The organism is Agromyces sp. NPDC055658, assembly GCF_053618155.1.
The window spans coordinates 20,563-41,767 of sequence record NZ_JBSHHD010000032.1 but is presented as its reverse complement, the minus strand read 5'-3'; the positions used below and the strand labels follow the sequence as shown (position 1 = coordinate 41,767).

Genomic DNA, 21,205 nt, shown 5'->3' with positions numbered 1-21,205 from the left:
TCCGCACCCGCCGCGCGTATCGTCGCCTGCACGAACCGACCACGAGGAGCCCTCATGTCGCACCGCGAGCCGCACGCCGTCACCGAGCCCCGCACGGGCGCGGTCATGGGCATGCGCGGCTGCGAGCGGGCGCACGAGTGCTCGAGCGACCGCCCGGGCCATGGGCTGCACGCGATGCAGCTCCGCCTCTCGACGGCGACGCCCTCGAAGTGGGTCGACGCGATCGTCACGGCAGTCGACGGCGACGGGTTCGCGACGCTCGCCGCGATCGACGGCGGCGGAACGCGTCGCGTCTGGCACCACGACGCGTTCGCCGGCACGCTGCGGCTCGGCGACCCGGTCGCCGTGCACGCGGTGTACGGCGTGCTCGCGGCGGGCGGGCAGCGCTTCAGCGTCGCGGAGTAGCGCAGGGGTTCCGAGGGCTCGCTGCGCTCGCCCCCTTCGACCGCAGGGGGTCACGCCATGGGCATCGCCCCGCTCATCGAACTCATCATCTTCTCCATCGCCGCGACGCACTGATCGCATGCCATCGCGCACATGCGGCAGTGCTCGCTCATGTCGGCGTGCTGCATGCACTCGGCCGAGCAGGCGCGGCACATCAACACGGTCGTCTGCATCATCGACGTCATCACCTGCAGGTCCATGCCGCGCATCCGCAGCATCATGCGCATCATCGTGTCGCAGACGTCGGCGCAGTTCGCGCACATGCCGGCGCACCGGCCCATGCCCTCGCCCGCGTCGGCATCGGCGCACATGAGGCACGCCTGCATGCACGCGGAGAGGGCCTCCATACACTCCTGCATCATCGCGGCGTCCATGCCCTGCATCGGCATCTCCGTCGACGACATCGCGTCCTTCATCATGTCCATCGTCATGTTCACCTGCGCACCCGTCCGCCCCGGGCGGCCGAGCGCCGACGGTGCCGGCTGGAGCGGTTCGGCGGCCCTGATGCGGGCCATGCTACGCCGGGCGCCACCCTGCCAGAAGGGGCCGGGCGTGACGTTCTCGTGACGCTCGCGTGACGGTGTCCGAGTACGACGGAGGGCGGACGGCCCTGCCCGCGCGCGGCGAGGGGAGCGGCATCCGCCCTTCGGCGACCGAGGTGCCTACAGCACCGCCGACGACTCGAGCCCGGCCTCGTCGAAGTCGACGTCGCGGGTCTCCTTCGAGACCAGCAGCGCGACGAGCGTGAGCACGCCCATGACCGAGAGGTAGACGCCGACCCAGAACGGGCTGCCGCCGCCGGCGCCCCAGAGCGCGGTGCCGATGAACGGCGCGACGGCGGCGCCCAGGATCGACGACACGTTGTACGAGATCCCCGAGCCGGTGTAGCGGACGTTCGTCGGGAACAGCTCGGGCAGCAGGGCGCCCATCGGGCCGAAGGTCATGCCCATGAGCGCGAAGCCGATGATGAGCCATCCCATGACGCCCGCGAAGCCGGCCGAGAGCAGCGGCACCCAGAGCAGCCCGAAGACGATGATCGCCGACGTGACCCAGATGAGCGTCTTGCGACGGCCCCAGCGGTCGGCCCACGGGCCCGAGAGCATCGTGAAGATGCCGAAGAACACGACGCCGCCGATGAGCATGAGCACGAAGGTGTTGTACGCGTAGCCGAGACCGGGCACGGGGGCGTCGCCGGGCTTCGTGCCGTAGCCGAGCGAGAAGGTCGTCATCAGGTAGAAGAGCACGTAGGTCGCGAGCATGAAGAACGTGCCGAGGATGAGCTCCTTCCAGTAGCTCTTGAACACGCTCGCGAGCGGCAGCCGCTGGAGCTTGCCGCGCTTGGAGGCGTTGGCGAACGCCGTCGACTCGACGAGGCGGAGCCGCACCCACAGGCCGACGATCACCATCACGGCCGAGAAGAGGAAGGGGATGCGCCAGCCCCATTCGAGGAACTCGGTCGACGGCAGGGCGGAGTTCGGGTCGTCCGACGGCAGCAGCGCCGCGATGATGAGGAACAGGCCGTTCGCGATGATGAAGCCGATCGGCGCGCCGAGCTGCGGGAAGGTGCCGTACCAGGCGCGCTTGCCCTTCGGGGCGTTCTCGGTCGCGACGAGCGCCGCCCCCGACCATTCGCCGCCGAGCGCGAAGCCCTGTGCGAGGCGCAGGATCACGAGGAGGAGCGGTGCGAACCAGCCGACCGCGGCGTAGGTCGGCAGCACGCCGATGAGGAACGTCGCGATGCCCATCGTGAGCAGTGCGCCGACGAGCGTCGCCTTGCGACCGACCCGGTCGCCGAGGTGGCCGAAGAAGACGGCGCCGAGCGGGCGGGCGACCATGGCCGCGCCGAACACGGCGAACGACGCGAGCAGCGCCGTCGTCGGGTCGCCTGCCGGGAAGAACAGGTAGGGGAAGACGAGCACGGCCGCGGTCGCGTAGACGTAGAAATCGTAGAACTCGATCGTCGTGCCGATGAGGCTGGCGAGGACCACGCGACTGCGTGGATTGGCGGGTGCTGCTGCTGCGGCCGTGGCCGCTGACGATGACGACATCGTTGCGAAGACTCCAAGGGTGATGCGGGTGACGCTGCACTCGGGCACGTCGGTCTGGCGCTCAGCCTGGGGCAGTGATGGAATCGTCGCTTGTGGCAACCCGGATACGATACGGCAGGGGTGCCTCGCCACCCCGCGATCGGGGGTGATCGGGGCCCCTCGCTGCGACGAACGGCGGTGATCGTGCGACGAACGGCGTCGGTCGGTCGGCCGAGGAGGGCCGAAGCGTCGGGTCCGAAGCCACCGCCCCGAGCCATCCGCCTCAACCGAAGGATCGACGCGTTGGGAGCCTCGGCCTCGTTAGGCTGAGCCCATGGATACCCTCTTCAGCGTTCTGCACGTCACCGCGGCCGTCTTCATCGTGGGCCCGATGGCCATCCTGCCGATGACGGCGATGCGCGCGGTGCGCGCCGGAAACGGCGCACAGGTCGCCACGCTCGCGAAGTCGACGATGATCTTCAGCTGGCTGTCGCTCGCCGTCTTCGTGTTCGGCTTCGGCGCGATGAGCATGGCGCCCGACGAGTACGACCTGTCGGTGACCACGCCGTGGATCCTCTGGTCGATCATCCTCTACGTCGTGGCCTTCGGCCTCAGCCTCTTCGTCGTCGTGCCCGCCATGAACAAGGCCGCCGCGGCGCTGCAGCCGAGCGGTGCGGATGCCTCGGGCGCGGCGACCGCCGAGGGCAAGGGCTACCCGGCGATCGCGGCGGGCAGCGGCATCGTCTCGCTGCTGCTCGTCGCGGTCGTCGTGCTCATGGTCTGGAAGCCGTAGGCCTCAGAGCGCGCGCAGCGCCCTCGCCGTCGCGATGGCGGCCTCGGCCGCCTCGCGGCCCTTGTCCTCCTTCGAGCCGGGGAGACCTGCGCGATCGAGCCCCTGCTGCTCGTCGTCGAGGGTGAGCACGCCGAAGCCGACCGGCTTGCCCGTGTCGATGGCGACGCGGGTGAGCCCGTCGGTCGCGGCCGACGACACGTACTCGAAGTGCGGCGTCCCGCCGCGGATGATCACGCCGAGCGCGACCACGGCGTCGGCGCCGGCCTCGAGCGCCGCCTTCGAGACGACCGGAAGCTCGAAGCTGCCCGGCACCCGTACGAGCGAGTAGTCGGCGCCGGCGCCCTCGAGCGTGCGCGTCGCACCGGCGATGAGGCCGTCGGTGATCTCGTCGTGCCAGCTGCCGGCGACGATCACGACCTTCAGGCCGCTGCCGTCGATGTCGAGGATCGGGGATCCCTGTCCGCTCATGATGCGTGTCCTTCCAGGAGGGCTTCAGCCGCGGCATCCGCGAGCTGCTGGTCGTCGATGGCGTGGCCCATGCGGGACGCCTTGGTCTCGAGGTACCCCTGGTTCACCGCGCCGACGCCGACGACGAGCGGCAGTCGCTCGGTCACGTCGATGCCGTGCGCGGTGAGCTGGCGCACCTTCTCGGGGTTGTTGGTGAGCAGGCGCACCCGCTCGATGCCGAGGTCCGTGAGGATCGCGGTCGCGGACGAGTAGTCGCGGGCGTCGATCGGCAGGCCGAGCGCGACGTTCGCGTCGAGCGTGTCGAGGCCCTGCTCCTGCAGCCGGTAGGCGCGCAGCTTGTTAATGAGGCCGATGCCGCGGCCCTCGTGCCCGCGCAGGTACACGACGACGCCGCCGCCCTGCCGGATGGTCTGCAGCGCCGCGTCGAGCTGCGGGCCGCACTCGCACTTCAGCGATCCGAATGCCTCGCCGGTCAGGCACTCCGAGTGCACGCGCACGATCGCGCCGGCCGGATCGGCGGCGGGGTCGCCCGCGATGATGGCGACGTGGTCGGCGCCGGTGCCGCGGTCGCGGTACGCCCGCACGCGGAAGTCGCCGTGCACGGTCGGCAGCGTCGTCTCGACCTCGAAGGCGACGGGCGAGGACTCGGGCACGGCGGCCGCGGCCGCCGAGTCGAGGTCGTCGCCGTCGTGCCACTCCCGCAACCAGTCGATGAGCGCGGCGACCGTCGTCACGGGAAGCCCCTCGCGCTCGCCGAGCGCGATGAGGGCGGGCAGGCGCATCATCTCGCCGTCGTCCTCGACGAGTTCGCCGATGACGCCGACGGGGGAGAGGCCGGCGAGGCGCATGAGGTCGACCGCGGCCTCCGTGTGACCGGCGCGCTCGCGCACGCCGCCGTCGACGGCACGCAGCGGAAGGATGTGGCCGGGACGGACGAGCCCCTCGGGGATCGACGACGGGTCGGCGAGCACTCGCAGGGTGTGCGCGCGCTCGGCCGCCGAGATGCCCGTCGAGTTGCGGTCGGCGGCGTCGACGGAGACCGTGTACGCGGTGCCGCGCAGGTCCTCGTTGCGCTCGACCATGAGGGGCAGCGACAGCCGGTCGGCGACGGAGTTCGGCATCGGCGCGCACAGGTAGCCGCTCGTGTGCCGCACCATCCACGCGATCCACTCCTGGGTCGCGAACTCGGCGGCCATGATGGCGTCGCCCTCGTTCTCGCGGGCCTCGTCGTCGGCGACGATGACGGGCTTGCCGGCGCGCAGCGCGTCGAGCACTTCGGGGATCGTGGCGAGGCTCATGCCGCACCTCCTTCGCGGGTCGGTGCGGACTCGGGCGTCCGAGCGGGTTGAGGATCACCGGGCCGCGTCTCGAAGCCCACCGACGAGGGCAGGGTGCGGTGGTCGCCGAACCGCAGCATGCGCGCCACCTGCCGCGCCACGATGTCGGTCTCGATGTTGACGAGGTCGCCGACCTCGCGCTCGCCGAGCGTGGTGGCGGTGAGCGTCTCGGGGATGAGCGAGACCTCGAACCAGTCGCCGTCGGCGTCGGCGCCGACGCTCGACACGGTGAGCGAGACCCCGTCGACCGCGATCGATCCCTTGTCGACGACGAGCGGCGCGTGCTCGGGGTCGAGCGAGAACCGCACGTAGCGCCACGCCTCACCGGGGCGGACCTCGAGCACCCGTGCGGTGCCGTCGATGTGCCCCTGCACGATGTGCCCGCCGAGGCGGTCGCCGACGCGTGCGGCGCGCTCGAGGTTGACCGCGAGGCCCTCGTGCGCGCCGTCGAGGGTCGACATCGCGAGCGTCTGCGCCATCACGTCGGCCGTGAAGCCCTCGTCGTCGAAGTCGACGACCGTGAGGCAGACGCCCGACACCGAGATCGAGTCGCCGTGGGCCACGCCCTCGACCGCGAGCGGGCCGCGAACGGTGAGGCGGGCGGCGTCGTCGGTGCGTTCGATGCGCGTGATGCGGCCGAGCTCCTCGATGATTCCGGTGAACATGTCAGTTCCCTCCAGGGTGGGTGGTCGGGTGGGCGACGAGCAGCACGTCGTCGCCGAGCCGCTCGACGGCGGCGAAGCGGAAGCGCCTGGCGTCGGCGATGGTGGGGATGCCGAGATCGCCGACGGCGAGCCGCGGGCCGCCGAGCAGCGCCGGCGCGACGTAGACGAGAAGCTCGTCGACGAGGTCGGCGGCGAGGAGCGCGCTCGCGAGCGTCGGCCCGCCTTCGACGAACAGGGAGCGGATGCCTCGGCGCTGCAGCTCCTCGAGGTCGGCGGCGAGATCGTCGCCGGTCGGGAAGATCGGCGGGTTGGGGTGCCGACGCACGGCGGCGTCGGCGGGGACCGTGCGGTGCCCGAAGACGACCGGCACGGGCTGCGCCTCGAGGAGGTGCCCGCGGTCGTCCCGCGCCGTGAGCGACGGGTCGTCGGCGAGCACCGTGCCGGTGCCGACCGCGATCGCGTCGGCCGCGGAACGACGTCGGTGCACGTCGGCGCGGGCGCCGGCACCCGTGATCCACTGGCTCGTGCCGTCGGCCGCCGCGGCCCGGCCGTCGAGGCTCGCGGCCCACTTCACGATCACGCGGGGGCGATGGCGGCGGGCGGCGAAGAGCCAATCGTCGAGCATGGCCTCGACCTCGTCGGCGAGCACGCCGGGCACGACCTCGACGCCGGCCGCGCGGAGCCGGTCGGCACCGCCTGAGGAGTGGTCGCCGGGGTCGGCGACCGCGTAGACGACACGTGCCACGCCGGCCTCGACGAGGGCGACCGCGCAGGGGCCGGTGCGCCCGGTGTGGTTGCAGGGCTCGAGCGTCACGACGGCTGTCGCGCCACGTGCGGCGCCGGGCGCGAGCTTCGAGAGCGCGTCGACCTCGGCGTGCGCGGTGCCTGCGCCGCGGTGCCAGCCCTCGGCGAGGATCTCGCCGGCGGGGGAGAGGACGACGCAACCCACCCGGGGGTTCACGCCCCTGGCCGGGCCGAGCTCGGCGAGCTCGAGGGCGCGGCGCATCGCCGAGGCATCCGCCCCGTGCTGTTCATCGACCGTCGTCATTCCCTCGTCCTGTCCGAGGCTCCGGGAATGCTCGGGTCGCCGCGGTGCGATCACCGCGGAGCCGGCCGCGCGCACGGCGCCGCCGACACGTGCCGCCTCCCATCCGGACTTTCACCGTCGGTACCGGATTTCCACCGGTTCAACCGTTCGCGTCGACCTCTCGATCGAACGCGCCCGGCTCGCGGACTGTCACCGCCGGCTCGGAATTGCACCGACCCCGGAGCACGTTTCTCGTGTTCGATCATAGGTCAACGCCCGCGGGCCCGGACTATTCCCGCTCCTCAGCCCGCGGTCGGCTCCACCAGCGCCCGCGCCGTGCCCTCGTCGACGATGAGGTCGGTGATGAGCCCGGCGGCGAGCGCGCCGCGCAGGCTCGCGAGCTTCGCGCGGCCGGCGACCACGCAGATGCGACGGGGGGCGTGCCGCAACACCGAGAAGTCGGGGCCGGTCGCACGTTCGTTCAGCGCGATTCCGTCGGTCGAGCCGTCGGCACGGTAGAAGACCGTCGCCACGTCGCCGACGGCGCCGTCGCGGCTCAGCCCCTCGTAGTCGGCCCGCTCGAGGTAGCCGCCCTGGTAGACGTGGCTCGGCACCTCGGCGAACGGCGAGCCGATGCCGAAGAGCGCGAGGTCGAGCCGGCCCTGGAGCTCGAGCAGGCGCCGCGTCGAGCGCTCGCGCCAGAACGCCTGCTTCGTCGCGGGGTCGTCGAAGAAGGCCGGCACCGGGAACTGCTGCACGCGGGCGCCGAACGCGTCGCCGAAGCGGCGCAGCAGCTCGCTCGCGTAGACGATGCCGGTCGTGCGCACGTTGCCGGCGCCGTTGAGCTGCACGATCTCGGTGTTGTGGGTGGCCTTCGGCACGAGGTGGCGGCTCATCGCCCCCATCGTCGAGCCCCAGGCGACGCCGACGAGCTGGTTCGAGTCGACGAAGCGGCCGAGAATCCGTGCAGCCGAGAGCGCGACGCGGTCGAGGCGGTCGACGTCGCTCGCATGGTCGGGCACCGGGATGACGTGGGCCGAGACCTCGAAGCGCTCGAGGATCTCCTGTTCGATGCGGCTCGGAAGGTCGAGCGGCGAGTGGATCGAGATCTCGACGAGCCCGCTCGCCCTGGCGTGGCTGAGCAGGCGGGAGACCGAGGATCGCGAGGTGTGCAGCTCGTGCGCGATCGCATCCATCGTGAGGTCCTGCATGTAGTACAGGTGCGCCGCGCGCAGCGCGTCCCGGGTCTTGCCGGGCACGGCCTCGTCGGCGTCCACCGTCGCGAGGAGTTCCTTGTCGATCATCCGTCCACCTTGCACATATGTTCACGCGGCTTGCAAGTTCGTGCTGCCGTGTTCACGATGTATTCATCCACACCCGGCAGGCTCGTGCAAGCCCGCCGTTCGCTCCCGAGAGGACAGTGATGTCAGCGCAATCGATGAACCGGAACCGCCGGCAGCCCGCACCCGCAGGTGCCGTCTCGGCCCGCGAAGCGGTCGCACGCCTGCGCGAGCGCCCGCAGGCCGCGGTGCTCGTGATCGGCGGCGGCATCAACGGCATCGCGACGTTCCGCGATCTCGCACTGCAGGGCGTCGACGTCGTGCTCGTCGAACGCGGCGACTTCGTCTCGGGGGCGTCGTCGGCGTCGTCGCACATGATCCACGGCGGCATCCGCTACCTCGAGAACGGCGAGTTCCGACTCGTCAAGGAGTCGGTCGAAGAGCGCAACGGACTCATCCGCATCGCCCCGCACTACGTCAAGCCGCTCGAGACGACGGTGCCGATCTTCTCGACCTTCTCGGGCGTCCTCTCGGCCCCGCTGCGCTTCCTGACCCACAAGTCGGGCAAGCCCACCGAGCGCGGGGCCGCCCTCATCAAGACCGGCCTCACGATCTACGACGCGTTCTCGCGCGACGGCGGCGCGGTGCCGCGGCACCGGTTCCACGGTGCGAAGCGCTCGCTCGCGGAGCTGCCGGCGCTGAACCCCGGCGTGAAGTACACCGCGACGTACTACGACGCGAGCATGCACGACCCCGAGCGGCTCGCCCTCGACGTGCTGTTCGACGGCCTCGCCGCGGGCCCCCTCGCCCGGGCGGTGAACTACGTCGAAGCGATCGGCCACGACGGGGCGGGCGTGCGCCTGCGCGACACCACGACGGGCGAGGAGTTCTCGGTCGCGGCCGACGTCGTCGTCAACACGTCGGGTCCGTGGACCGACCTCACGAACGCCGACCTCGGCGAGGAGACCCGGTTCATGGGCGGCACGAAGGGCTCGCACATCGTGCTCGACCACCCAGAGCTCCTCGCCGCGACCGCCGGCCGCGAGATCTTCTTCGAGCACGAGGACGGCCGCATCGTGCTCATCTACCCGCTCAAGGGCCGGGTGATGGTCGGCACGACCGACCTCGAGCACGACATGCGCGAACCCGCGATCTGCACCGAGGAGGAAGTCGACTACTTCTTCGACCTCATCGCGCACGTTTTCCCAGCGATCCGAGTCGACCGGTCGCAGATCGTCTACCGGTTCTCGGGCGTGCGCCCGCTGCCCCGGCACGACGACACGCAGCCCGGGTTCGTCTCGCGCGACTACCGCATCGAACGGGCGGATGCCTCCGGCCGGCCGGGCACGACCGTGCTCAGCCTCGTCGGCGGCAAGTGGACGACCTTCCGGGCGCTCGCCGAGCACCTCTCGGGCGAGGTGCTCGCGCTCCTCGGCGGCGAGCGGGTCGTGTCGACGAAGGGACTCGCGATCGGCGGCGGCGCGGGATACCCGGCGACCGACGACGCGCGACGCGTCTGGCTCGTCTCGCACGGCGACGAGGTCGGCCGCGCCCGTGCCGAGGAACTGCTCGAGCGCTACGGCACCCGGGCTGCGGCCTATCTCGCCGACATCGAGGGCGAGCCCGAGACGCCCCTGGCGCACCACGACGGCTACAGCCGGAACGAGATCGCCTGGCTCGCCCGAAACGAGCGAGTCGTGCGTCTGCAGGACGTCGTGCTGCGGCGCACGAGCCTGGCCTTCACGGGTTCGCTCACCGCGCCGCTGCTCGACGAACTCGCCGCGGTCGTCGGCGCCGAACTCGGATGGCCGGCCGGGCGCATCGCGGCGGAGGTCGCAGCGACCGCGTCGCTGCTCGCCGAGCGCCACGGGGTGGAGCTGGGGGTCCCGGCGCCGGTCGAGTAGGCGCACAGCGCCGTGTCGAGACGACGGCGACGTGGTCTCGATACGCGCTCTCCTCCGTCGAACGCTCCTCGACCGACGGGTGCCGGAATCTGCACGGATGTGCACGCGGAAACGCCTCGCACCGGCCATTCCGGCGGGTACGTTTCATCGGGGCCGAATGCGGCCCGTTGCTCGGAACGGGCGGATGAGGCATCCGCCCCGCCTCTTGAAAGAAGGTCAACGTGGACAATCTCGGTCTCGTCTTCCTCTCGGAAGTCGTCGGCACCGCACTGCTCGTGCTGCTCGGCTGCGGCGTCGTCGCCAACGTCGCGCTCGCGAAGAACAAGGGTCACAACGGCGGCTTCCTGATGGTGAACATCGGCTGGGGCCTCGCCGTCTTCGCCGGCGTCATCGTCTCGTACGCCTCGGGCGCGCAGCTCAACCCCGCCGTCACGCTCGGGCTCGTGGCGAACGGCGCCCAGGAGTTCGGCTCGGGCGTGCCGGTCAACGTCGTCTCGGTGCTCACCTACATCGGCGCCCAGATGGTCGGCGCGTTCATCGGCGCGGTGTTCTGCTGGCTCGCGTACAAGCAGCACTTCGACGCCGAGCCCGAGGCCGGCAACAAGCTCGGCGTGTTCTCGACCGGCCCGGCGATCCGCTCGTACGGCTGGAACCTCGTGACCGAGATCATCGGCACCTTCGTGCTGGTGTTCGTCATCATCGGCTTCACGAACGGCGGAACCCCGGCGGAGCTCGGGGCGATCCCCGTGGCGTTCCTCGTCATCGGCATCGGCGCCTCGCTCGGCGGCCCGACCGGCTACGCGATCAACCCGGCCCGCGACCTCGGCCCGCGCATCGCGCACGCCCTGCTCCCGATCAAGGGCAAGGGCGGATCGGACTGGTCCTACTCGTGGGTGCCGGTCGTCGGCCCGATCATCGGCGGCATGCTCGCCGGGTGGGCCGCGCTCGTGCTGCTCCCCGTCCTCGGCTGACGCCGAGGCCTCCGCACCCACCAACATCACCACCATTCACTGACAGCAACGGAGTTCTCAGATGGCTGACTACGTCCTCGCGATCGACCAGGGCACCACCTCGTCGCGCGCGATCATCTTCGACAAGGCCGGATCGATCGTCTCGACCGGGCAGCTCGAGCACGAGCAGATCTTCCCCCGCGCGGGCTGGGTCGAGCACGACCCGGCCGAGATCTGGCGCAACACCGGCGAGGTGATCGGCCAGGCGCTCGGCAAGGTCAACCTGACCCGGCATGACATCGCCGCGGTCGGCATCACGAACCAGCGCGAGACCACGGTCGTCTGGGACCGGACGACCGGCGAGCCTGTCTACAACGCGATCGTCTGGCAGGACACCCGGACGCAGCCCATCGTGGACCGGCTCGCCGCCGACGGCGGCGTCGAGCGGTTCAAGGCGAAGGTCGGCCTGCCGCTCGCGACCTACTTCTCGGGCACGAAGGTCGTCTGGATCCTCGACAACGTCCCAGGGGCTCGCGAGAAGGCCGAGGCGGGCGACCTGCTGTTCGGTACGACCGACACCTGGGTGCTGTGGAACCTCACCGGCGGCGTCGACGGCGGCGTGCACGCGACCGATGTCACGAACGCGAGCCGCACGATGTTCATGGACCTCGAGACGCTGCAGTGGGACGACGAGATCCTCGCCGCCTTCGGCGTACCGCGCTCGATGCTGCCCGAGATCAAGAGCTCGTCCGAGGTGTACGGCGTCGCGAACGAGCACTCGCTGCTCCGCGAAACCCCGATCGCGGGCATCCTCGGCGACCAGCAGGCGGCCACCTTCGGCCAGGCCGCGTTCGCGACCGGCGAGGCGAAGAACACCTACGGCACGGGCAACTTCCTGATCTTCAACACGGGCGAGGAGATCGTCCACTCGAAGAACGGCCTGCTCACGACGGTGGGCTACAAGCTCGGCGACGCGCCGGTGCACTACGCCCTCGAAGGCTCGATCGCGGTGACCGGTTCACTGATCCAGTGGCTGCGCGACAACCTCGGCCTCATCTCGTCGGCCGCCGAGGTCGAAGAACTCGCGAAGTCGGTCGAGGACAACGGCGGCGCCTACTTCGTGCCCGCGTTCTCGGGCCTGTTCGCCCCGTACTGGCGACCCGACGCGCGCGGTGCACTCGTCGGCCTCACCAGGTTCGTCAACAAGGGCCACGTCGCACGGGCCGCCCTCGAGGCGATCGCGTTCCAGACCCGCGACGTCATCGAGGCGGTCAACGCCGACGCCGGCGTCGACCTCACCGAGCTCCGCGTCGACGGAGGCGCAACGGCGAACGACACGCTGCTGCAGTTCCAGGCCGACATCCTGGGCGTGCCCGTGGTGCGTCCGGTCGTCGCCGAGACGACCGCCCTCGGCGCGGCCTACGCGGCCGGTCTCGCCGTCGGATTCTGGTCGAGCCTCGACGAGCTCGCGCAGAACTGGCAGGAGGACAAGCGCTGGACGCCGTCGATGGACGACGCCGAGCGCGAGCGCCTCGACCGCAACTGGAAGAAGGCCGTCTCGAAGACCCTCGACTGGGTCGACGACGACGTCATCTGACGTCGAATGCCCCCACCGCAGGTTACGGTGGGTTCTCGGGCCGAGCGCATGGGGGTGCGCTCGGCCCTCTCTCGTACACGCGCGCGAGGGTCGCGAGCGCCGCCCGCCGGAACGGGGGATCAGTCGACGGCGGGGTCGAGCCGCGCGCCGAGCACGGGCGCGAGCTCGTCGAGCGATGCGATCTCGATGACGCCGGCATCGGCAGCGGCCTCAGCGTCGGCGGCATCGGGCCGCGCACCGGTGCGATTGAGCCAGACGCCGACGAGCCCGGCACGGGCGGCACCGATCGCGTCGGTGACGAGGCGGTCGCCGACGTACGCGGCGCGGCCGACCGGGCCCGCCTCGCCGAACCGGGCAACCGCGAGTTCGAAGATCGCGGGATCGGGCTTCGCGACGCCGACGTCGCCGGAGGCGATCACGAGCTCGAAGCGCTCGCGCAGCCCGAGCCGGTCGAGCTTCGTCAGCTGCAGGTCGAGCTCGCCGTTGGTGATGACACCGAGTCGGACTCGGGGCAGGGCGGTCGCGACGGCGTCGAGCGCCGGCAGTGCGTCGTCGTGCAGCGACCAGGATTCGCGGTAGCGCTCGAAGTACCGCTCGAACCAGGCGCTCGCCGCCAGGTCGTCGAGCTCGTCGTCATGGGCGAGGGCGAAGTCGCGTGCCCGTGCCCTGCGTTGCCCCTCGTAGGTCGCCCGACCGGCGAGGTATTCGTGATAGTGCTGCTCTTCGAGTTCGTGCCAGAGGCGTTGCGCCGAGACGTGGTCGCCCGTGTATGCCCGCTCGCGCATGTGCAACACGATCGCCATGGCGACCGCCTCGCGATGCGCCATGAGCGTGTCGTCGAGGTCGAACAGCACGAGCGGTGCGGCCCCGGTTCGCGGAGCCGTGCTCGGGTCGTCGATCGAGGTCATGCCCCGTCGCCGAGGAGCGGCGCCCAGCTCGAGGGCGCGTCGGCCTCGGGTGTCGGACCGCGCTCGCCAGACCAGCCCGGCAGGTCGACGCCGTCGCGGCCGGGCACGGTCGTCGACCCGGTCGTGGTGTTGCGGAACCCGGCGGCCCTCGCGACCATCGCCGAGGCGACGTTGCCCCGGTTCGCGCGCCACGTGACGGGGTCGGTGCCGGCGAGTCCGACGAACGCCCAGTCGCAGACGGCGATCAGGGCTTCGGTCATGTACGCCGAACCGCGGTGGTCGGCACCGAGCCAGAAGCCGATCTCGCGCGCCTTCGTGCGGAGACCGATCACACCCATCAGCGGGCCACCCGACTCGGTGCGGATGGCCCAGGTCAGCTCGGTGCCGGCCTGCCACGCCTCGGGTACATACTCGTCGAGGAATCCACGGGCGTGCGACTCGGTGTACGGCCAGGGCGTCGTGAGGAACTGCTCGAAGATCGGGTCTTGGCAGTAGCGGGCGACACGCTCGGCGTCGGCCGGCACGGGCAGGTCGAGCACGAGCCGGGGAGTCTGCAGCGTGACGGGGCGCACGTCAGCCCTTTCGCACGAAGCCGACGCGGTCGTAGACCTCGCGCAGCACCTTCTGAGCGCGTTCGGCTGCCCGGTCGGCGCCGATCGCCAGCAGGCGATCGAGCTCGGCCGGGTCTTCGAGGAGCTCGAGCGTGCGGGCGCGGATCGGCGTGAGCCGGTCGACGACGATCTCCGCGAGGTCCTTCTTCAGGTCGCCGTAGCCGCGCCCGGCATACCGGTTCTCGATCGCGGCGATCGACTCGCCCGAGATCGCGGCGTAGATGTCGAGCAGGTTCGAGATACCGGGCTTCGCCTGCGGGTCGTAGCGGATCTCGCGCTCGGCGTCGGTGACCGCGCTCTTGAACTTCTTCGCGGTGACCGCTGGGTCGTCCATGAGCTTCACGAGCCCGGCCTCGGAAGCCGCGGACTTCGACATCTTCGCCGTCGGGTCCTGCAGGTCGTAGATGCGCGCCGACTCCTTCGGGATGAACGCCTCGGGCACGACGAAGGTCTCGCCGTAGCGCGAGTTGAAGCGGCCGGCGAGGTCGCGGGTCAGCTCGAGGTGCTGGCGCTGGTCGTCGCCGACGGGCACGAACTGCGTGTCGTAGAGCAGGATGTCGGCGGCCATCAGCACCGGGTAGGTGAAGAGCCCGACCGTCGTGGCGTCGGCGCCGTACCGGCTCGACTTGTCTTTGAACTGCGTCATGCGGCTCGCCTCGCCGAAGCCGGTCATGGTGCCGAGCACCCAGGCCAGCTCGGTGTGCGCGGGCACGTGCGACTGCACGAAGAGCGTCGAGCGCTCGACGTCGACGCCGGCGGCGAGGTACTGGGCGGCGGTGCGGCGCACGTTGTCGTGGAGCGCCTTCGGGTCCTGCTGCACGGTGATCGCGTGCAGGTCGACGACGCAGTAGATCGGGTCGTACTCGTCTTGCATCGCGACCCAGTTGACGAGCGCACCCAGGTAGTTGCCGAGGTGGAGCGAATCGCTCGAGGGCTGCATGCCCGAGAAGACGATGGGGCGGGCGGAGTTCATGTATCGGTCCTCAGAGAAGAAAAGTCAGATGGCGTAGTCGACGACGACGGGAGCGTGGTCGGACCATCGCTCGTCGTAGGCGGCCGCACGGTCGACGACGTACGCGGCGACGGTGTCGGCGAGCGCCGGGGTCGCGAGGTGGTAGTCGATGCGCCAGCCGGTGTCGGTGTCGAAGGCCTTGCCGCGCTGCGACCACCACGTGTACGGACCGGGCACCTCGCCCGCGTCGCGGCGGCCGACGTCGACCCAGCCGAGCCCGGCGCCGGCGTTGTACGCATCGTCGCCCTCGGCGCCGATGAACCGGTCGAAGTAGGCGCGCTCGGTGGGCAGGAAGCCGGCCTTCTTCACGTTGCCCTTCCAGTTCTTGATGTCGAGCGTGCGGTGGCCGACGTTGAGGTCGCCGACGACGACGGCGAGCTCGGAGTGGGCGGCGAGCTCGGGCAGGCGCTGCTCCATCGCATCGAGGAACTTGTACTTCTCGACCTGCTTCGGGGTGCCGTCTTCGCCCGAGTGCACGTAGGCGCTCACGACCGTGATCACGCGGTCGCCGACCTCGTAGTCGGCCTCGAGCCAGCGGCCGGCGCTGTCGAAGTCGGCGGCACCGAGCTCGACGCGGTGGATGTGGGCCGGGCGACGGCTCGCGATCGCCACACCGGCCCGGCCCTTCGCGGTCGCGGGGTCGTGCAGGATGTCCCATTCGTCGCCGAGCAGGCCCTGCAGGTCTTCGGTCGAGGCGCGCACCTCTTGGAGCGCGAGGATGTCGACGTCGCGACCGGCGAGCCAGTCGCCCATGCCCTTGCGGAATGCGGCACGCACTCCGTTCACGTTGACGCTGGCGAGACGGAGGGGCTTCGCAGAGGGCATGTCCTCGATCCTACGGGAGCCCTCCGACGTGCTTCGTCGTCGGTGCGCCGTCGTCCATCGCCTCGAGGTCGGCGAGGTCCTGCTCGGCACGCGCGAGCCGGCGCTTGGCGCCGAACTGCTCGAACCAGTTCGCCGAGGCCGTCTCGTTGCGGGCCTCGCGCACGCGGACGCGCGCCGCCGTGAGCAGCGCTTCGCGCTCGCGCTGGCGCGCCTCGGCTGCGAGCTGCTCGGCCGACACCACCCGCAGGCTCTCGTTCGCGTCGGAGGCCTCGACCGCGATCCAGCTCGCGGCGACGAGGATCACGATGCTCGTGAGGTGGAACCAGAGCAGGAGGCCGACGAAGACGGCGAAGGTCGCGAGGAGGGGATTGCTCGTGACACCAGACACGAGGAGACCGCTCAGCATCTGCATCGCCGACAGGGCGGCCGAGCCGAGCAGCGAACCGACCCACATGCGCTTCCACGGCATCGCGGCGCCCGACAGGAATCGGAACATGACGGCGAGGGCGAAGGTGTCGATGGCGAACACGACGAGGAGCGTGCCGAGCTGCACGCTGAACGCCTCCCAACCGTCGGCGTAGGGCAGGTTCAGCGCGTCGAAGACGGAGCTGATGAACGACGTCGTCGCGACCGAGAGCACCGATGCGAAGATCAGGATCGCCCCGAACGCGAGGCCGGCGAGCAGGTCGCGCGCCTTCAGCAGCACGTAGGCCCTGGTGTCCTTCGGCAGGCCGAAGATGCTGCGCACCGCAGTGCGCGCGTACGTGATCCACCCGATGGCGGTCCAGATGAGGCCGATGACGGCGATCGCACCCGTCCACCCGAGCACACCGCTCGACTGCTCGACGATCGCGTTGAGGTCGTCGCTGGAGATCACGCCGGTCGTGTCAGCGTCGCCGATCAGGCCCGGTGCATAGGTGTTGACGAGCTTGACGAGCGCGGCGAGCGTGTCGGGGTTGCTCGTGAGCCAGAGCCCCGCGACGGCGAAGAGCACGTAGACCGCGGCGAACACCGCGAACAGCGCCTGGTAGCTGAGGCCGGCGGAGAGCAGGAACCCGTTGCGGGCGAGGAAGTGCCGCCACACGCGTACCGGGAAGAGCGCCATCGTCTTCCGGGTGAGCGTCGACACCGTGCTGATCGGCTCTTCGAAGCGGTCGAGGATCGGCTGGCTGATCGCGTCGAACCGCTCCTTCGCGCTGGGCCCAGCATCGGAGGTCGCTCCCGGCTCGGCGGCGTCCGCCAGCTCGTCGCTCGGACCGGCGGCGGCCCCGCCCTTCGGCGTCGTCCTGCCGCGACGTCGGGGGGTTCGCTCACTCACGGTCCCAACGATAGCGAGCCGCACGCCCGCGGCCTCGCACGGCTCGTCCGACACGGTGGACGCCTCGGCCGAGGCCGCTCAGGGACTGCACTGAGGCGGCCTCCGCGTGTACCCCGAAATCGCCACATTCTGTACCCCGACTTCGGGGGGTCAGACGTGAGGATCCCTTGAAAACGGGGGACAGGCCGAGGAACATCGGCCGGGCCGACCCGAAGGCCGAGCCGGTCGAACCAGCACGAGATGAGCGAAGTCATGCAACAACGCAGGAGAACCCGACCCGAGCACCGTAGGGGTGTTCGGGGGACAGCGAAGCGGAACCTCGGCGGCCTCGTCGCCGTCGTCGTGACCGGTGCGCTCGTGTTCGCCGGAGTCCCGGTGATCGCCTCAGCCGACGAGCCCGTCGCTCCCACTGCCGCGGCGAACGACGCGGGCATCGAGGCGGCCGTCGCCGCTGCCGGCGATTCCGCCGCAGACCAGGCGGGGACCGACACGAGCGACCCGGCCCCCGACCCGTCGGCGGAGCCGTCGCCGGCCGCGCCCGCGGACCCGGGATCCGCGCCGGCCGGAGGACCCGAGCCGGCACCGGAACCCGAGACGGCGCCCGGGCCGTCGCCCGCGGAAGAGCCGGAACCGGCGCCGGAACCCGCTCCGGCCCCCGGTGCGGAATCGCCGCCCGGTACCGCGCCGCCCGCCGTCGAGACGCCGTCCCCGGCCGAGGCGACGACCACGCCGCGGGCGAAGGCGGCCACGCCGGCCGACTGCGCGTCGATCCCGATCGCGAACGACGACCGCAGCGCGCGCGACGACTGCCTCGCGAAGCAGCCCGGTCTCCGCGCCGCCGCAGCGGCTCTGGCCGCCACGGCGACGAACCCCGACCTCCAGCCGAGCTGCGGCATCGACATCGCGCTCGTGCTCGACAAGTCGGGATCGATCGGCGGCGACGGCATCGCGAACCTCACGTCGGCCGCCGACGCGTTCACGACGGCGCTCGTCGACACCGGCTCGCAGGTGTCGGTCACCGCGTTCGACCAGGACGCCACGGTGCTCCTCGGCGCGACCGACCTGACGAGCGCGAACCTCGCGGCGGTCCAGGGGTCGTACGCAGGCCTCACGAGCGACGGCTGGACGAACTGGAAGCGCGGCCTCGAGGTCGCCCACGGCACGTTCGGCGGCTTCGACGATGCCGTCGAGCTGACCGTGGTGATCACCGACGGCAACCCGAACACGGTGGACCCGTCGATCGGCGGCGAGTTCCCCGACGGCTCGGCCGCGGCGCTCGACCCCGCGATCGCCGAGGCGAACTCGATCAAGGCCGCACCGTCGCACCTCTTCGGCATCGCCGTGGGCAGCGACCTCGACCTCGACCCGATCCGTGCGATCACGGGCGACGACGGCTACGCCGGCGACCTCGCGAGCGCCGACCACGTCGTGACCGCCGACTACGGCACGCTCGGCGCGCAGCTCAAGCAGATCGCGTTCGAACTCTGCGGCGGTTCGGTCTTCGTGCACAAGGAGATCGCCGGTCAACCGACCGCCGGCTGGGAGTTCTCGACCGGCGACGCCGCGGTGGCGCCGTCGTCGCAGACGACCGACGGCAGCGGGGCGACCGCCGCGTTCGAGGTCACCGGCTTCACGAGCGACGCGCGCACGGTCGAGTTCTCCGAGGAGGACCGGCCCTTCCACCACCGCACGAGCGTGGTGTGCCAGGACGCCGACGGGCCGCTGCCGGTCACCCTCGTCGGCGACCTCGGCTGGCGGGTCGAGGTCGGCATCGAGGCGATCGTGCACTGCAACGTGGTGAACGAGCTCGAGGCGCCGGTCTGGCGCGTCACGAAGAGCGCCGACCCGCCGAGCGGAACGGCCGTGGAGCCGGGCGACGAGATCGAGTACACGCTCGCGATCGAGCACGTCTCCGGTCCCGCCGCGACCGACCTCGAGATCTTCGACGACGTGTCGCAGCTGGCGCCGTACGTCGACTTCGACGGGTTCGTCGGTGCACCGCCCGTCGTCGAGTCGAGCTGGAACGTGCTGCACCCGGGGCGCCTCTTCCTGAAGCTCGCCTCGCTCGAGCCCGGTGAGACGCTGCAGGTCGCGTATCGCGTCGTCGTGTCCGACGACACGGCGCCGGGAGCGGTGCTGCGCAACCACGTCCTCACGAACTGCCCGGGCGGGGGGCCGGTCATCGTCGGTCCCGACGAGCCAGATCCCGTGGCCGACGAGTGCGTGACCGAGCATCCGACGCCCGGATTCGTGCTGTGGAAGACGAGCGATCCCGCCGACGGGCTCGTCGAACCCGGCGAGACGATCGAGTACACGCTGCACGCGTGGAACTTCTCGCAGGCCGAGGTGGAGGGCGCGACCGCGGTCGACGACCTCGCCGACGTGCTCGACGACGCGGCGCTCACCGAGCCGCTCGACCCGTCGCTGACGCTCGACGGCACGAGCCTCGAGTGGGCGGTGCCGACGCTGGCGGTCGGCTCCGGCGAGGCCACGGTGTCGTTCGAGGTCACCGTCGACGAGGATGCCTGGAACGCCGACCTCGTCAACGTCGTGACCCCCGAGGCACCGGGCATCTGCCCGACGGAGGGCGAGGGCGGAGCACCGCCGGTCCTCGTCGAGCGGCTGGACGGCTCGTCGTCGCGCTCGCCCGAGGCATCCGTCGCCGCCGTGCCGGAGGTGACCGACTGCACGACCGGGCACCGCACGCCGAACGTCGACCTCGCGGTCGCGAAGACCGCGACGACGGCCGACGGCGACGCGGTCGACTCGGGCTCGACGCCGCCCGACGTCGTCTCGTACGAGGTGGTCGTCGAGAACCTCGGCGACGATCCCGCGTACGGCGTCGAGGTGACGGACGCGCTGCCCGAGGGCGTGGTGTTCTCGGCCGGGTCCGAGGTCGTGGCGACGGCGCCGCCGGGGGAGGAGGCCGACTGGACGATCGACGACTCGATCGACGGCGAGCTGACCTTCCGGTACGCCGGCCCCTTCGCGCCCGGCGACACGGCGACGATCACGTTCGACGTCGAGGTCGGCGAGCTCGAGCAGCCCGACCCGACCGTGCCGATCCCCGATCTCGTGAACACGGTCTGCGTGTTCAGCGGTCCGGTGCCGGCACCCGAGCCGCCGGCACTCGTCGCCGCGCTCGACGTCGTCGGCCCCGGGGCCGATGGGCCGAGCCGCGATGCGAACCCCGAGAACGACTGCGACGACGCCTCGACACCGGTCAAGTCGATCGCGCTCGACGGCGCCGCGCAGTGCGTGAACGACACGCCCTGGTTCGAGTACTCGGTCACGCCGGTGAACGTCGACGCGCCCGAGGTCGTCCTCATCTGGTGGACGGCCGACGCCTTCGCGGCGCACGACCCGTCGATCGACGCGGGCGACGAGGCGGCGATCCTCGCCGACGGGGCGTCGCAGGTCGACGACCTCGAGGTGCCCGACGACTGGGCGCCGGGCGACGCCATCGAAGGCCGGCAGCTCTGGCCGGGTGCGGCGATCGACGAGAACGGCGACCCGATCGCCTGGCCGGGCTGGACCGAGCTGGCCGACGGCTCGTGGGTGCTCGACCCGGAGGCGCCGTTCTACGACCTCCGAGACGAGGCCGTCGTCGAGATCCGCATCAACCCGTCGACCGACGTGATCACGGTGTACCCGCCGGCCACGCCGAACTGCACCGCGGCCCCGCCCGAGAACGAGGCGCCGCCCGTGAGCCCCGAGCAGCCGTCGACCCCGTCGTCGATGGCCGCGACCGGTATCGACCCTGCGGGCCTGGCGTCGGGCGCCCTCGCCCTGCTCGTGCTCGGCGCGCTCGGCGCCGCTGCCGCGCGGGTGCGATCGCGCGGGGCGGACGGCGCGTGAGCGCCGCCTGATCGGGCAGGGGATGCCTCGGTGCGACGCGCGCCGAGGCATCCCCCTCTTCAGGGCACAAAAGCTGAGGAATCCTTGTCGGTGATGCGACGGGCGGCGCACACTGGCAGTGCTGACCCGTAACCCGAGCCGGCTCCGTACCCGATGTCAGGAGCTGTCATGTACCGTCATC

18 protein-coding genes and 1 riboswitch are annotated in these 21,205 nt (G+C 71.2%); of the genes, 6 read left to right on the top strand and 12 right to left on the bottom strand.

Translation table 11 applies throughout. The features are described 5' to 3' along the window. Positions 1-54: 54 nt before the first annotated feature. On the top strand, positions 55-405 hold the full coding sequence (locus ACWGPE_RS14740) for a hypothetical protein (protein ID WP_231431660.1): 351 nt from the start codon (positions 55-57) through the stop codon (positions 403-405). 50 nt (positions 406-455) lie between these two features. On the opposite strand, the gene ACWGPE_RS14735 is transcribed toward ACWGPE_RS14740, so the two are convergent. After that, the gene (locus ACWGPE_RS14735) at positions 456-863 is read right to left on the bottom strand and encodes a hypothetical protein (protein ID WP_452048983.1); all 408 of its coding nucleotides are present in this window, start codon (positions 861-863) and stop codon (positions 456-458) included. 243 nt (positions 864-1,106) lie between these two features. Then, positions 1,107-2,492, bottom strand: a complete 1,386-nt coding sequence (locus tag ACWGPE_RS14730) for an MFS transporter (protein ID WP_231431658.1) — start codon at positions 2,490-2,492, stop codon at positions 1,107-1,109. A 313-nt stretch (positions 2,493-2,805) separates the two neighbouring features. Between ACWGPE_RS14730 and ACWGPE_RS14725 the strand changes: the two genes are divergently transcribed. Next, on the top strand, positions 2,806-3,264 hold the full coding sequence (locus ACWGPE_RS14725; protein ID WP_231431657.1) for a DUF2269 family protein: 459 nt from the start codon (positions 2,806-2,808) through the stop codon (positions 3,262-3,264). A gap of 3 nt (positions 3,265-3,267) precedes the next feature. Here the strand turns inward: ACWGPE_RS14725 and ribH are convergent, their stop codons facing one another. From ribH to ACWGPE_RS14700, 5 genes are all read right to left on the bottom strand, one after another. After that, on the bottom strand, positions 3,268-3,732 hold the full coding sequence (gene ribH, locus ACWGPE_RS14720) for a 6,7-dimethyl-8-ribityllumazine synthase (protein WP_452048982.1): 465 nt from the start codon (positions 3,730-3,732) through the stop codon (positions 3,268-3,270). Further along, on the bottom strand, positions 3,729-5,030 hold the full coding sequence (gene ribA / locus ACWGPE_RS14715) for a GTP cyclohydrolase II (RefSeq protein WP_275506545.1): 1,302 nt from the start codon (positions 5,028-5,030) through the stop codon (positions 3,729-3,731). The genes ribH and ribA overlap by 4 nt, the downstream gene beginning before the upstream one ends. Beyond that, positions 5,027-5,734: a riboflavin synthase gene (locus ACWGPE_RS14710; RefSeq protein ID WP_231431654.1), complete on the bottom strand. Its 708-nt coding sequence runs from the start codon at positions 5,732-5,734 to the stop codon at positions 5,027-5,029. Before ACWGPE_RS14710 ends, ribA begins: the two co-directional genes overlap by 4 nt. 1 nt (position 5,735) lies before the next feature. Beyond that, on the bottom strand, positions 5,736-6,782 hold the full coding sequence (ribD, locus tag ACWGPE_RS14705) for a bifunctional diaminohydroxyphosphoribosylaminopyrimidine deaminase/5-amino-6-(5-phosphoribosylamino)uracil reductase RibD (RefSeq protein WP_231431653.1): 1,047 nt from the start codon (positions 6,780-6,782) through the stop codon (positions 5,736-5,738). Between the two features lie 85 nt (positions 6,783-6,867). Further along, positions 6,868-7,012, bottom strand: a riboswitch (FMN riboswitch). A 51-nt stretch (positions 7,013-7,063) separates the two neighbouring features. Beyond that, positions 7,064-8,065, bottom strand: coding sequence for a sugar-binding transcriptional regulator (locus ACWGPE_RS14700; RefSeq protein WP_231431652.1), 1,002 nt, complete (start codon positions 8,063-8,065; stop codon positions 7,064-7,066). 134 nt (positions 8,066-8,199) lie between these two features. Here ACWGPE_RS14700 and ACWGPE_RS14695 point away from each other — a divergent pair, with 134 nt between their 5' ends. From ACWGPE_RS14695 to glpK, 3 genes are all read left to right on the top strand, one after another. Beyond that, positions 8,200-9,945 (top strand): glycerol-3-phosphate dehydrogenase/oxidase, encoded by a 1,746-nt coding sequence (locus ACWGPE_RS14695; RefSeq protein ID WP_376931258.1) that lies wholly within the window; start codon positions 8,200-8,202, stop codon positions 9,943-9,945. A gap of 221 nt (positions 9,946-10,166) precedes the next feature. Beyond that, positions 10,167-10,916 carry an MIP/aquaporin family protein gene (locus tag ACWGPE_RS14690; protein ID WP_231431651.1) on the top strand — a complete coding sequence of 250 codons (750 nt, stop codon included), beginning with the start codon at positions 10,167-10,169 and terminating at the stop codon, positions 10,914-10,916. Between the two features lie 61 nt (positions 10,917-10,977). After that, a complete protein-coding gene (gene glpK / locus ACWGPE_RS14685) occupies positions 10,978-12,492 on the top strand; it encodes a glycerol kinase GlpK (RefSeq protein ID WP_231431650.1) in 1,515 nt (504 codons plus the stop codon). A 119-nt stretch (positions 12,493-12,611) separates the two neighbouring features. Here the strand turns inward: glpK and ACWGPE_RS14680 are convergent, their stop codons facing one another. The 5 genes from ACWGPE_RS14680 to ACWGPE_RS14660 are packed head-to-tail and all read right to left on the bottom strand — an operon-like array spanning position 12,612 to position 17,166. Then, positions 12,612-13,400: an HAD family hydrolase gene (locus ACWGPE_RS14680; protein ID WP_231431649.1), complete on the bottom strand. Its 789-nt coding sequence runs from the start codon at positions 13,398-13,400 to the stop codon at positions 12,612-12,614. Next, positions 13,397-13,972: a GNAT family N-acetyltransferase gene (locus tag ACWGPE_RS14675; RefSeq protein WP_452048981.1), complete on the bottom strand. Its 576-nt coding sequence runs from the start codon at positions 13,970-13,972 to the stop codon at positions 13,397-13,399. Before ACWGPE_RS14675 ends, ACWGPE_RS14680 begins: the two co-directional genes overlap by 4 nt. 1 nt (position 13,973) lies before the next feature. Further along, entirely contained in the window at positions 13,974-14,984 is a 1,011-nt protein-coding gene (gene trpS / locus ACWGPE_RS14670; protein WP_231431647.1) for a tryptophan--tRNA ligase, read from the bottom strand. 24 nt (positions 14,985-15,008) lie between these two features. Further along, positions 15,009-15,848 (bottom strand): exodeoxyribonuclease III, encoded by an 840-nt coding sequence (locus ACWGPE_RS14665; protein ID WP_452048980.1) that lies wholly within the window; start codon positions 15,846-15,848, stop codon positions 15,009-15,011. Between the two features lie 10 nt (positions 15,849-15,858). Continuing rightward, positions 15,859-17,166, bottom strand: a complete 1,308-nt coding sequence (locus tag ACWGPE_RS14660) for a YihY/virulence factor BrkB family protein (RefSeq protein WP_452048979.1) — start codon at positions 17,164-17,166, stop codon at positions 15,859-15,861. 342 nt (positions 17,167-17,508) lie between these two features. On the opposite strand from ACWGPE_RS14660, the gene ACWGPE_RS14655 reads away from it, so the two are divergent. After that, positions 17,509-21,024 carry a DUF7927 domain-containing protein gene (locus ACWGPE_RS14655; RefSeq protein WP_452048978.1) on the top strand — a complete coding sequence of 1,172 codons (3,516 nt, stop codon included), beginning with the start codon at positions 17,509-17,511 and terminating at the stop codon, positions 21,022-21,024. The last annotated feature ends 181 nt before the right edge of the window (positions 21,025-21,205 follow it).

What these genes read in the sequence shown, in the direction of transcription:
- ACWGPE_RS14740 (WP_231431660.1), top strand. Translation starts at nt 55, where the DNA reads ATGTCGCACCGCGAGCCGCACGCCGTCACCGAGCCCCGCACGGGCGCG.
- ACWGPE_RS14735 (WP_452048983.1), bottom strand. Translation starts at nt 863, where the DNA reads ATGATGAAGGACGCGATGTCGTCGACGGAGATGCCGATGCAGGGCATG.
- ACWGPE_RS14730 (WP_231431658.1), bottom strand. Translation starts at nt 2,492, where the DNA reads ATGTCGTCATCGTCAGCGGCCACGGCCGCAGCAGCAGCACCCGCCAAT.
- ACWGPE_RS14725 (WP_231431657.1), top strand. Translation starts at nt 2,806, where the DNA reads ATGGATACCCTCTTCAGCGTTCTGCACGTCACCGCGGCCGTCTTCATC.
- ribH (WP_452048982.1), bottom strand. Translation starts at nt 3,732, where the DNA reads ATGAGCGGACAGGGATCCCCGATCCTCGACATCGACGGCAGCGGCCTG.
- ribA (WP_275506545.1), bottom strand. Translation starts at nt 5,030, where the DNA reads ATGAGCCTCGCCACGATCCCCGAAGTGCTCGACGCGCTGCGCGCCGGC.
- ACWGPE_RS14710 (WP_231431654.1), bottom strand. Translation starts at nt 5,734, where the DNA reads ATGTTCACCGGAATCATCGAGGAGCTCGGCCGCATCACGCGCATCGAA.
- ribD (WP_231431653.1), bottom strand. Translation starts at nt 6,782, where the DNA reads ATGACGACGGTCGATGAACAGCACGGGGCGGATGCCTCGGCGATGCGC.
- ACWGPE_RS14700 (WP_231431652.1), bottom strand. Translation starts at nt 8,065, where the DNA reads ATGATCGACAAGGAACTCCTCGCGACGGTGGACGCCGACGAGGCCGTG.
- ACWGPE_RS14695 (WP_376931258.1), top strand. Translation starts at nt 8,200, where the DNA reads ATGAACCGGAACCGCCGGCAGCCCGCACCCGCAGGTGCCGTCTCGGCC.
- glpK (WP_231431650.1), top strand. Translation starts at nt 10,978, where the DNA reads ATGGCTGACTACGTCCTCGCGATCGACCAGGGCACCACCTCGTCGCGC.
- ACWGPE_RS14680 (WP_231431649.1), bottom strand. Translation starts at nt 13,400, where the DNA reads ATGACCTCGATCGACGACCCGAGCACGGCTCCGCGAACCGGGGCCGCA.
- trpS (WP_231431647.1), bottom strand. Translation starts at nt 14,984, where the DNA reads ATGAACTCCGCCCGCCCCATCGTCTTCTCGGGCATGCAGCCCTCGAGC.
- ACWGPE_RS14665 (WP_452048980.1), bottom strand. Translation starts at nt 15,848, where the DNA reads ATGCCCTCTGCGAAGCCCCTCCGTCTCGCCAGCGTCAACGTGAACGGA.